Below are 12117 nucleotides of genomic sequence, written 5' to 3'. Positions count from 1 at the left end.
ATGTCTCTTTTAGACGTTGTGAGGAGAAACAGTACATGGTACTGATGATCGTCAGCGGACGTTCAGGTTCAGGTAAATCTGTCGCCCTGCGTGCGCTGGAAGATATGGGTTTTTACTGCGTGGATAACCTTCCCGTAGTGTTGTTACCCGATCTGGCTCGAACTCTGGCCGATCGAGAGATTTCTGCCGCCGTCAGCATTGATGTTCGTAATATGCCGGAGTCACCAGAAATATTCGAACAGGCGATGAGTAACCTGCCTGACGCTTTCTCACCGCAACTACTGTTCCTGGATGCCGACCGTAATACCTTAATTCGTCGTTACAGTGACACGCGCCGACTGCATCCGCTTTCCAGCAAAAACCTGTCGCTGGAAAGTGCTATCGACAAAGAAAGCGATTTGCTGGAGCCTCTGCGTTCGCGAGCGGATCTGATTGTCGATACCTCAGAAATGTCCGTTCACGAGCTGGCAGAAATGCTGCGTACCCGTCTGCTGGGTAAACGTGAACGTGAACTGACCATGGTCTTTGAGTCTTTCGGCTTCAAACACGGTATCCCTATCGATGCAGATTACGTCTTTGACGTGCGCTTCTTGCCGAACCCGCACTGGGATCCGAAACTGCGCCCAATGACAGGTCTTGATAAACCTGTCGCCGCGTTCCTCGACCGCCACACAGAAGTACACAATTTTATCTACCAGACGCGAAGCTATCTTGAGCTATGGTTACCTATGCTGGAAACCAACAACCGTAGCTACCTGACGGTCGCCATTGGTTGTACCGGCGGGAAGCACCGTTCGGTGTATATTGCAGAGCAACTGGCAGACTACTTCCGCTCGCGCGGTAAAAACGTCCAGTCACGCCATCGGACGCTGGAAAAACGTAAACCATGACCGTCAAGCAAACTGTTGAAATCACAAACAAGCTGGGCATGCATGCCCGGCCTGCAATGAAGCTGTTTGAATTAATGCAGGGTTTTGACGCTGAAGTGCTGTTACGTAATGACGAAGGCACCGAGGCTGAAGCCAACAGCGTTATTGCGCTGCTGATGTTGGATTCTGCCAAAGGACGGCAGATTGAAGTTGAAGCGACCGGTCCACAGGAAGAGGAAGCACTGGCCGCCGTTATCGCCCTCTTTAACTCTGGTTTTGATGAAGATTAATCTTCATCACTTTGACATTCAAATCCCTTCAAGCTCCCCCGGCAATAAGAAAAGCGCGTACTGAAATCGTTATCAATCAACGTCGATTGTACATTTCGTGCGCTTTTTTACTTTCAGAAGAACCTTAAGAAAACCTTAAGAAGCATTGTTTAGATTTCGTTTAAGTTAATCGACCATACTGGAGATCGTCAGAAAATATTTCCAGGAGATGGCATGATTCGCTTATCTGAACAAACTCCCCTGGGCACCGGAAGACATCGGAAATGTTATGCGCATCCGGAAGATGCCCAACGCTGTATCAAGATTGTCTACCATCGTGGCGATGGTGGCGATAAAGAGATCCGCCGTGAGTTAAAGTACTACGCGCATCTTGGTCGCCGGTTAAAAGACTGGAGTGGAATACCGCGCTATCACGGTACCGTTGAGACGGATTGCGGAACCGGTTATGTCTACGATGTGATTGCCGATTTCGACGGCAAGCCTTCCATTACGCTGACCGAATTTGCAGAACAATGCCGTTACGAAGAAGACATTGCACAACTGCGCCAGTTACTGAAACAGCTGAAGCGTTATTTGCAGGATAACCGTATCGTGACGATGTCGCTGAAGCCGCAGAATATCCTCTGTCACCGCATCAGTGAGTCAGAGGTTACCCCCGTCGTCTGCGACAACATTGGTGAAAGCACATTGATTCCACTGGCGACCTGGTCGAAGTGGTGTTGTCTGCGTAAGCAAGAGCGGTTATGGAAACGATTTATCGCCCAACCGGCGCTGGCTATTGCCCTGCAGAAAGATCTGCAACCTCGTGAGAGCAAAACGCTGGCCCTCACTTCGCGCGAAGCTTAATCAAGCTGGTGTTGTTGCATAAACGGCTCACCGCCTAACTGATACATCTGCCGTAAAATCCACGCCTGACGGCTACGCACGTAGCCCGATGGCGCGGAGACTTTGAAACGAAGTGGATTAGGTAATACAGCTGCCAGCAATGCAGCTTCCGACCGGGTAAGTTTGCTCGCGGGTTTGTGGAAATAACGTTGTGCCGCAGCTTCGACGCCAAACACACCGTCGCCAAATTCGGCGATATTCAGGTAAACCGTCAGGATACGCTTTTTGCTCCAGACTGTTTCTATCCCCAGCGTTAATCCGGCTTCCAGCCCTTTTCGAACCCAGCTACGCCCATCCCATAAAAAGAGATTTTTGGCTGTCTGCTGAGAAATCGTTGAAGCACCGCGAATACGGTTTTCATTGCGCTCGTTGTGCGCCAGGGCTTGCTCAATGGAAGCGACATCAAAGCCCCAGTGCTCAGGAAATTTCTGATCTTCTGCGGCAATCACCGCCAGTCCCATCCACGGCGAGATTTGATCCATACTGACCCAGTCAGAATGTGCCACGTAACGAAAATTGCCATGCAGCCAGGCGCTGACTTGCCGCTCGACCATTACCGCTGAGAAAGGAACAGGCGCAACGCTAAACAACGCGATGCCCCCGCCCCAGAAAATGGCGAGGACAACCATTAACCGCAGAAGAAAACGGCGAACGAAACTAAACACCGTTAAGCGGCTTTTACTCATTCAGCCAGAACCAGCACGCGGGAAACCAGCTTATCAATGCCGCTCGCCGCTTCTGCAATGTTCTGCGCCAGCATATATGCCGGGGTGGTGACAATCTTATTGTCTTCATCAACCACGATATCATCGACAGGACACGGCACATGCTCCGCGCCCATCTCTTCCAGCACTTCTGCGGTATCGATATCAGTACCGATGGTCAAACGTAGCGGGAAATCGAAAATTTTCGGCAGTATCGCCGGTGCAATACACATAAAACCAAGCGGTTTTCCGGCCTGATGCATCGCTTGTGCCAGCGCCTTTAATTCACGGTCAACGGTGCATTCGCTACCAAGACTGGCAAAATTGCTTAAATTCTTCGCCGCGCCAAAACCTCCCGGCACAATCAACGCATCCAGTTCAGCGGCATCGGCCTGGGCCAGAGGACGGATTTCACCGCGCGTTATTCGTGCCGCTTCAATCAGCACATTGCGCGTTTCCGTCATCGCTTCACCAGTTAAATGGTTGATAACATCAACCTGCTGCTTATCCGGTGCAAAGCAGACCGCCTGCGCACCGCTGCGTGAAATAGCTAACAACGTCAATACCGCTTCATGAATTTCAGAACCGTCATAGACGCCGCATCCGCTCAGAATTACGCCAATTTTCTTCATTGTGATCTTCCTTTCGCAATTGACTGAAACACATTAATTTTTTTAATAAAAATGCTACGCATCACACATTTAACTGATTCATGTAACAAATCATTTAAGTTTTGCTATCTTAACTGCGTGCGGCCTGAAAAACAGTGCTGTGCCCTTGTAACTCATCATAATAATTTACGGCGCAGCCAAGATTTCCCTGGTGTTGGCGCAGTATTCGCGCACCCCGGTCTAGCCGGGGTCATTTTTTAGTGGCTTTTGCCACCCACGCTTTCAGTACTTCTACGTCGTGACGCCACTCTTCTTTCATCTCTTCAATCCATTCACCGACGTTATCTTCCCAGGCGGGAAGGTCAGGAGACTGAATTTGCTGACCCAGCTGTTGCAGATGGCGTAACCCCACTGACCCCGCTGCACCTTTAATTTTATGCCCTTCCTCAACAATGCCTTTTTTATCCTGCGCCGTCAGATTCGACTCCAGCACGCTGACATAGCCCGGCATCATCCTCTCAAACACCGCTAACCCGTCGGTGATCAGCTTCGGTCCTACAAGTTCGAGATACTGTTCCAGCATGGGAATATCGAGCAATGCTTCTGATTTACTGTTCTCTTCTGTCGTCACCGTACTCTCCTCATCATCCTGGGTATCCCAGAATTTCTTGATCATCGCGGTTAGCGCCGGAACAGAAAGCGGCTTACTCAGCACATCATCCATTCCAGCATTGAGGTACTCTTGCTTGTCTTTCAGCACGTTAGCGGTTAAGGCCACCAGCGGCGGTAAATCCTCGCGCGGATAACGCTTCGTCAGTTCACGAGAGATATCCAGCCCGGTCATATCTGGCAACTGAATATCCAGCAACACCAGGTCGTATTCGCCCGGTTTAAACATCTCCAGCGCCGCCTTGCCGGTCATGGCGACATCAACGCTGTTACCTAACTTTTCCAGCACAGAGCGCGCGACAATCACGTTCAGTTCAATGTCTTCCACCAGCAGCACATTCAGCGCCGGTAAAGGCATATCGTCTTCATCAAACGCATCATCAACCTCTTCTGCTACCGACGGTGCGTGGATCGTCAACGTAAAGGTTGAACCTTTGCCCTGTTCGCTGGTAACCGTAATATCGCCGCCCATATTTTTCGCCAGACGACGAGAAACGGCCAGACCAATACCGGTGCCGGTGGCAGGTTTACCGCCATGACTGTCTTTCACCTGGTAATACATGGCGAAGATTTTATCCAGCTCATCCTGCGGAATGCCGATACCAGAGTCTTCCACTTCAAAATGCAGCATATCGCCTTCATCGTAGCGCACGCGCACGGTAACCTGGCCTTGCTGAGTGAATTTGACGGCGTTACTGATGAGGTTCCACAAGATCTGCCGTAAACGCGTCCCGTCGGTAATGACCTGATGCGGTAATGGCAGCGTCGGCTCCAGATTAAAGCGCAATCCTTTTTGTTGCGCCTGCAATGCGGAGAGATTTTCCAGATCGGCAAGGAAGCTGGTGAAATCAACCGGCTGATTATCAAGCTGGACCTTGCGCCGTTCCATCTTATCCATGTCGATAATATCGTTGAAGATATTCCCCAACGTGACAGCCGAAACATGGATGGTTTTGAGATATTTTTCCTGCTCGGCGGTGAGTTCGGTATCCAGCAGAATGCGGCTCAGGCCGACGATACCGTTCAGCGGTGTACGCAATTCGTGACTGATGGTGGAGATAAACGTCGTTTTGTCGCGGCTGGCGCGCTCAAGCGCATCCTGATACCGCTTACGCTCGGTAATGTCGCGACCAAAGCCCATCAAACCGTGACGTTTACCCACGCGGTCGTAGTACGGTACTTTACGGATTTCAAAGCAGGCTTTGCGTCCGTCGGGATAATCCAGCCACTGCTCATAGGTCAGTGACACATTATGACGGAACACTTTTTCATCGGTTTCAATGACTTTCGCAGCGGCTTCCGGTGAGTAAACATCAGCAGGTTTCAGGTGAACCAGTTGTTTTTCGCTTTTTCCGGTCAGCAGCTCCATCGCGCGGTTACAGCCGGAAAACTCTTTATCTTCGTTACGATAAAAAACCAGGTCGGGTGAAGCGTCAAGGAAGGAACGTAAGAATGAGGATTGCTGCTCGAGCTGAATTTGTGTCTCTTCGCGCTCTTTGATTTCAATTTTCAGTTGGCCGAAGGTTTCCTGCAGTTCTGCTTCCGCTTTTTCACGAACGGCGATTTCCTGATTTAGCTGGGCAATATTATCTTTTAACTGAACGTTGAGGCTCAAATCGCGCTCGCGCATCTCCTCCAGTTTTTGCACCAGTCGTGACAGACGTTGTCGTGACTCCTCCAGTTGCTCGACGACCACCGATAGAAAGTAGACCGCCCACGGCGTAATCAGCAAACCAAAGAAGATAGAACGAATAACATCAATGCTTTCGACCTGACCATGCAGCACCATGGTTACCGCCATTTGTACCACAATGGCAAGAACGACGAGGGCCAGCGCCAGCAACATTGAGAAGCGCACCAGACCTAACTTCATCATCAGGTCAACATAATACTGCGCCAGCAGACGAATTTGCTTCATTAGGGAATTCCTTCACGACAACCTGCCCCAATAATACCCAATTCTGACAGTTACGTTATAAATTGTGTGAGAAATGCGGAATTCCCCTCAATGGCCTACGCCGTTGGAGGTAGCCACGGACGTCCCAGCGCCGATCCCTGTACGCCATGTTCATTCAGATAACGATCCAGCTCGACCATTCCCGTCCATCGATTTTCGCACCACAGCGGAGCAAGCAGCGTCGGGCGACGGGCGCTGGCGGAAATGCGGTGGTAGATCACTTCCGGTGGCGTATGGCGAATCATTTCTCCGGCAGTGAGCGTGTAATCCTCCAGTTCAATTCCGTTCAAACGCCCCGCTTCCCAGGCTTTCGCCATAATGCTGCCTTTCACTATATGCAGCGGATGCAGCTTTATGCCGTCCACGCCGGTTTCAACCACTCGCTCCAGCGTTTGCAAACATTCAGCCTGCCCTTCGCCAGGCAGGCCAACAATTAAGTGAGAACACACCTTCAGCCCACGCTCACGCGCCAGCTGCGTCGTGCGCTGATAGCAGGCAAAATCATGACCGCGATTGATGCGATGCAGTGTTTTGTCGTGGGCGGTTTGTAGCCCCAGCTCCAGCCACACTTCGTAGCCCTGGTCCTTATATTCGCAAAGCAGATCCAGCACCGCATCCGGCACGCAGTCCGGGCGGGTACCAACACACAAACCGACAATATTGGCCTGGCTCACCGCCTGCTGATACATCGAACGCAGCACCTGAACTTCCGCAAAGGTGCTGGTATACGCCTGAAAGTAGGCCAGATAGCGTTTAGCGCGGTTAACTAAATTCGCCTGGTGCGCCAGTTGCTCGGCAATGGAACGATGCTGCTGCGCTTCATCGGCAAACGAGGCAACATTACAGAATGTGCAGCCGCCACGCCCGATGGTACCGTCACGGTTAGGGCAGCTAAAACCGCCATGCAGCGTCAGCTTATGCACCTTTTGCCCATAACGACGGGTGAGATCACCACCAAACATATTGACTAATTTCTGTAACTGCATAATCTGATAGACCGCGCCTTGAAAAGAGGCCAAAGCCTGCCATTTTTAGCCCAATTCGGCGATGACCTGGATCAATCGTCCCGGCCTGCTTTTATCAAATGCATAATAAATCAAAATTACCGAAATTTCATGCACAATCACATAAATCACTTTTGCTTATCTTGTGTCAGATTTTTTTATCTCCTTATGGATTTTAGGCAAAAACAGTAGCATGAAACGTTATTACCAATTAAGGCAGTATAAAATGCTGGCTTTCTCGTCAATTCAAGGCAGGATAAGGGTTAACACGCCTTTATGACAGTCAGGAACTGGCTGTTTCTCTAACGACGCCCCTTTTAGCCTTAAATAGAAAATCCAATTTAATTTCAGATAATTAATAAAGAATTTTGCGCTAAAGCACATTTCTGTACCAATAAGCTTGCCATTTGACCTGTATCAGCTTTCCCGATAAGTTGGAAATCCGCTGGAAGCTTTCTGGATGAGCAGCCTGCTCATCATATTTATGCAGTAATTGAGATCCCCTCTTCACCGTATTAACCGATGCGAAAAGGACAACAAGGGGGCGAATGCGAGGCGCGCGTATGACACGCAAACCCCGTCGCCACGCTCTTACTGTGCCCGTGCGCAGCGGTTCGGAAGTGGGGTTCCCGCAGAGCCTGGGGGAGGTTCACGATATGTTGTACGATAAATCCCTTGAGAGGGATAACTGTGGTTTCGGCCTGATCGCCCACATAGAAGGCGAACCTAGCCACAAGGTAGTGCGTACTGCAATACACGCACTGGCCCGCATGCAGCACCGTGGCGCGATTCTCGCCGATGGTAAAACCGGTGACGGTTGCGGCTTGCTGTTACAAAAACCGGATCGTTTTTTTCGCATCGTTGCGCAGGAGCGCGGCTGGCGTTTAGCAAAAAACTACGCCGTCGGGATGCTCTTCCTGAATAAAGATCCTGAACTCGCCGCTGCCGCACGCCGCATCGTTGAAGAAGAGCTGCAACGCGAAACGTTGTCGATTGTGGGCTGGCGTGATGTCCCCACTAACGAAGGCGTGCTGGGTGAAATCGCCCTCTCCTCTCTGCCACGCATTGAGCAAATTTTTGTGAACGCCCCGGCAGGCTGGCGTCCGCGCGATATGGAGCGCCGTCTGTTTATCGCCCGCCGCCGCATTGAAAAGCGTCTCGAAGCCGACAAAGACTTCTACGTCTGTAGCCTGTCGAATCTGGTCAATATTTATAAAGGTCTGTGTATGCCGGCGGATCTGCCGCGCTTCTACCTGGACCTCGCTGACCTGCGTCTGGAATCGGCCATCTGCCTGTTTCACCAGCGCTTTTCCACTAACACCGTACCGCGCTGGCCGCTGGCGCAGCCATTCCGCTACCTCGCGCATAACGGTGAAATCAACACCATCACCGGTAACCGCCAATGGGCGCGTGCGCGTACCTATAAATTCCAGACGCCGCTGATCCCTGACCTGCACGACGCCGCGCCGTTCGTCAACGAAACCGGCTCTGACTCCAGTTCGATGGATAACATGCTGGAACTCCTGCTGGCAGGCGGGATGGATATCATCCGTGCCATGCGTCTGTTAGTGCCACCAGCCTGGCAGAACAACCCGGATATGGACCCGGAACTGCGTGCCTTCTTTGACTTTAACTCCATGCATATGGAGCCGTGGGATGGTCCGGCAGGCATCGTGATGTCTGACGGTCGTTTTGCCGCCTGTAACCTCGACCGTAACGGTCTGCGTCCGGCACGCTACGTCATCACCAAAGATAAACTGATCACCTGCGCCTCTGAAGTCGGTATCTGGGATTATCAGCCTGACGAAGTGGTCGAAAAAGGCCGCGTAGGGCCAGGCGAACTGATGGTGATCGACACTCGCAGTGGGCGCATTCTGCACTCGGCAGAAACCGATGATGACCTGAAAAGCCGCCATCCCTATAAAGAGTGGATGGAGAAAAACGTCCGCCGTCTGGTACCGTTTGAAGATCTGCCCGATGAAGAAGTGGGTAGCCGCGAACTGGACGACGACACGCTTGCCAGCTACCAGAAACAGTTTAACTACAGCGCGGAAGAGCTGGATTCGGTGATCCGCGTACTGGGTGAAAACGGTCAGGAAGCGGTCGGTTCGATGGGCGACGACACCCCATTCGCCGTGCTCTCCAGTCAGCCGCGCATTATTTACGACTACTTCCGCCAGCAATTTGCCCAGGTGACTAACCCGCCAATCGACCCGCTGCGCGAAGCGCATGTTATGTCGCTCGCCACCAGTATCGGTCGTGAAATGAACGTCTTCTGCGAAGCAGAAGGCCAGGCGCACCGTTTAAGCTTTAAATCGCCGATTCTGCTCTATTCCGATTTCAAACAGCTCACGACGATGAAAGAGGATCACTACCGCGCAGATACGCTGGATATCACCTTTGACGTCACTAAAACCACGCTCGAAGCGACGGTGAAAGAACTGTGTGACAAAGCCGAAAAAATGGTACGTAGCGGCACCGTGCTGCTGGTGCTCTCCGACCGGAATATCGCTAAAGATCGCCTGCCGGTTCCGGCTCCGATGGCGGTTGGCGCGATCCAGACCCGTCTGGTCGATCAAAGCCTGCGTTGCGATGCCAACATCATCGTCGAAACCGCCAGCGCCCGCGATCCGCACCATTTCGCCGTGTTGCTGGGTTTCGGCGCGACGGCTATTTATCCGTACCTTGCCTATGAAACGCTGGGCCGCCTGGTAGACACCCACGCGATTGCCAAAGATTATCGTACCGTGATGCTCAACTACCGTAACGGCATCAACAAAGGCTTGTACAAAATCATGTCCAAAATGGGCATCTCCACCATCGCCTCTTACCGCTGCTCGAAACTGTTTGAAGCGGTCGGTCTGCACGATGATGTCGTGGGCCTGTGCTTCCAGGGGGCGGTCAGCCGCATTGGTGGGGCAAGCTTTGAAGACTTCCAGCAGGATCTGCTGAACCTGTCGAAACGTGCCTGGCTGGCGCGTAAGCCCATCAGCCAGGGCGGCCTGCTGAAATATGTGCACGGCGGCGAATACCACGCCTACAACCCGGACGTGGTGCGCACGCTGCAACAGGCGGTACAGAGCGGCGAGTATAGCGACTATCAGGAATACGCGAAGCTGGTTAATGAGCGTCCGGCAACCACGCTACGCGATCTGCTGGCAATTACGCCGGGTGAAAACGCGGTCAACATTGCTGATGTTGAACCGGCAAGCGAACTGTTTAAACGCTTCGATACCGCTGCGATGTCTATCGGCGCGTTAAGCCCGGAAGCCCACGAGGCGCTGGCTGAAGCGATGAACAGCATCGGCGGCAACTCTAACTCCGGTGAAGGCGGCGAAGATCCGGCGCGCTACGGCACTAACAAAGTGTCGCGCATCAAGCAGGTGGCTTCCGGTCGCTTCGGTGTTACTCCGGCGTATCTGGTCAATGCCGACGTCATTCAGATTAAAGTCGCCCAGGGCGCGAAACCGGGTGAAGGCGGTCAGTTACCGGGCGATAAAGTCACGCCTTACATTGCCAAACTGCGCTATTCGGTGCCTGGAGTGACGCTGATCTCCCCGCCGCCGCACCACGATATCTACTCTATCGAGGACTTAGCGCAGCTCATTTTCGACCTCAAGCAGGTTAACCCGAAAGCGATGATCTCCGTGAAGCTGGTTTCCGAACCGGGCGTTGGCACCATCGCGACTGGCGTGGCAAAAGCTTATGCCGATTTAATCACCATCGCAGGCTATGACGGCGGCACCGGCGCAAGTCCGCTTTCATCGGTGAAATACGCAGGCTGTCCGTGGGAGCTGGGGCTTGTTGAAACCCAACAGGCGCTGGTTGCCAATGGTCTGCGTCATAAGATCCGTTTGCAGGTTGATGGCGGCCTGAAAACCGGCGTTGATATCATCAAAGCGGCGATTCTCGGCGCAGAAAGCTTCGGCTTCGGCACTGGCCCGATGGTGGCGCTCGGCTGTAAATATCTGCGTATTTGCCACCTGAACAACTGCGCCACGGGTGTAGCAACTCAGGATGACAAACTGCGTAAGAATCACTATCACGGCCTGCCGTTCAAGGTGACTAATTACTTTGAGTTTATCGCACGTGAAACCCGCGAGCTGATGGCACAGCTGGGGGTAACGCGTCTGGTGGATCTGATTGGTCGCACCGACCTGCTGAAAGAGCTGGACGGTTTCACCGCCAAACAGCAGAAACTGGCGCTGTCGAAGCTGCTGGAAACTGCCGAGCCACATGCAGGTAAGGCACTCTACTGCACCGAAAAAAACCCGCCGTTTGATAACGGCCTACTGAACGCGCAGTTGCTGCAACAGGCAAAACCGTTTGTCGATGAACGCCAGAGCAAAACCTTCTGGTTCGATATCCGCAACACCGACCGTTCTGTCGGCGCGTCGCTTTCAGGCTATATCGCCCAGACGCACGGCGATCAGGGTCTGGCAGCCGATCCAATCAAAGCGTACTTCAACGGCACTGCAGGCCAGAGCTTCGGCGTGTGGAACGCGGGCGGCGTGGAACTGTACCTGACCGGTGATGCCAACGACTATGTTGGTAAAGGCATGGCGGGTGGCTTAATCGCCATTCGTCCTCCGGTTGGTTCCGCCTTCCGCAGCCATGAAGCAAGTATTATCGGCAACACCTGCCTGTATGGCGCGACCGGTGGTCGTCTGTATGCCGCAGGCCGCGCGGGTGAACGTTTCGGCGTGCGTAACTCCGGTGCTATCACCGTGGTAGAAGGCATTGGCGACAACGGCTGTGAATATATGACGGGCGGTATCGTCTGTATTCTGGGTAAAACCGGCGTTAACTTCGGCGCAGGCATGACTGGCGGCTTCGCTTACGTTCTCGATGAAAGCGGCGATTTCCGCAAACGCGTTAACCCGGAACTGGTCGAGGTCTTAAGCGTTGACGATCTGGCGATCCATGAAGAGCATCTGCGTGGTCTTATCACCGAGCATGTTCAGCATACCGGTTCCCAGCGTGGTGAAGAGATTCTGGCGAACTGGTCAACCTTCGCCACTAAATTTGCGCTGGTTAAACCGAAGTCCAGTGATGTAAAAGCACTGCTGGGTCACCGTAGTCGTAGCGCAGCAGAGTTGCGCGTGCAGGCGCAGTAAGGGGTAGCAAC

8 protein-coding genes are annotated in these 12117 nt (G+C 52.7%); 4 read left to right on the top strand and 4 right to left on the bottom strand.

Annotation, left to right across the window (positions count from 1 at the left end; genetic code table 11):
* Positions 1–35 precede the first annotated feature (35 nt).
* The 3 genes from rapZ to yrbL all read left to right on the top strand — a co-directional run bounded on the left by rapZ (position 36) and on the right by yrbL (position 2005).
* Positions 36–890 carry an RNase adapter RapZ gene (gene rapZ / locus C4F37_RS19540; RefSeq protein ID WP_000243741.1) on the top strand — a complete coding sequence of 285 codons (855 nt, stop codon included), beginning with the start codon at positions 36–38 and terminating at the stop codon, positions 888–890.
* Positions 887–1159, top strand: coding sequence for a PTS phosphocarrier protein NPr (gene npr, locus C4F37_RS19535; RefSeq protein ID WP_000216791.1), 273 nt, complete (start codon positions 887–889; stop codon positions 1157–1159). Before rapZ ends, npr begins: the two co-directional genes overlap by 4 nt.
* A gap of 213 nt (positions 1160–1372) precedes the next feature.
* On the top strand, positions 1373–2005 hold the full coding sequence (gene yrbL, locus C4F37_RS19530; protein ID WP_001539838.1) for a PhoP regulatory network protein YrbL: 633 nt from the start codon (positions 1373–1375) through the stop codon (positions 2003–2005).
* Here the strand turns inward: yrbL and mtgA are convergent.
* The 4 genes from mtgA to C4F37_RS19510 form a co-directional block, all read right to left on the bottom strand.
* The gene (mtgA, locus tag C4F37_RS19525; protein WP_000047069.1) at positions 2002–2730 is read right to left on the bottom strand and encodes a monofunctional biosynthetic peptidoglycan transglycosylase; all 729 of its coding nucleotides are present in this window, start codon (positions 2728–2730) and stop codon (positions 2002–2004) included. The genes yrbL and mtgA overlap by 4 nt on opposite strands.
* Complete coding sequence (gene elbB, locus C4F37_RS19520) at positions 2727–3380, bottom strand: isoprenoid biosynthesis glyoxalase ElbB (protein ID WP_000719791.1); 654 nt, start codon at positions 3378–3380, stop codon at positions 2727–2729. Before elbB ends, mtgA begins: the two co-directional genes overlap by 4 nt.
* 229 nt (positions 3381–3609) lie before the next feature.
* Positions 3610–5946: an aerobic respiration two-component sensor histidine kinase ArcB gene (gene arcB, locus C4F37_RS19515; protein WP_000809780.1), complete on the bottom strand. Its 2337-nt coding sequence runs from the start codon at positions 5944–5946 to the stop codon at positions 3610–3612.
* Between the two features lie 95 nt (positions 5947–6041).
* The gene (locus C4F37_RS19510; RefSeq protein WP_001296449.1) at positions 6042–6971 is read right to left on the bottom strand and encodes a TIGR01212 family radical SAM protein; all 930 of its coding nucleotides are present in this window, start codon (positions 6969–6971) and stop codon (positions 6042–6044) included.
* Positions 6972–7645: 674 nt separating this feature from the next.
* Here C4F37_RS19510 and gltB point away from each other — a divergent pair.
* On the top strand, positions 7646–12106 hold the full coding sequence (gene gltB / locus C4F37_RS19495; RefSeq protein ID WP_032140037.1) for a glutamate synthase large subunit: 4461 nt from the start codon (positions 7646–7648) through the stop codon (positions 12104–12106).
* Positions 12107–12117 lie beyond the last annotated feature (11 nt).

Source organism: Escherichia sp. R1 (assembly GCF_003000935.1).
GTDB classification, from domain to species: domain Bacteria; phylum Pseudomonadota; class Gammaproteobacteria; order Enterobacterales; family Enterobacteriaceae; genus Escherichia; species Escherichia coli.
Note: the sequence above shows the minus strand (reverse complement) of the source record. Positions and strands in the feature narration are given on the sequence as shown.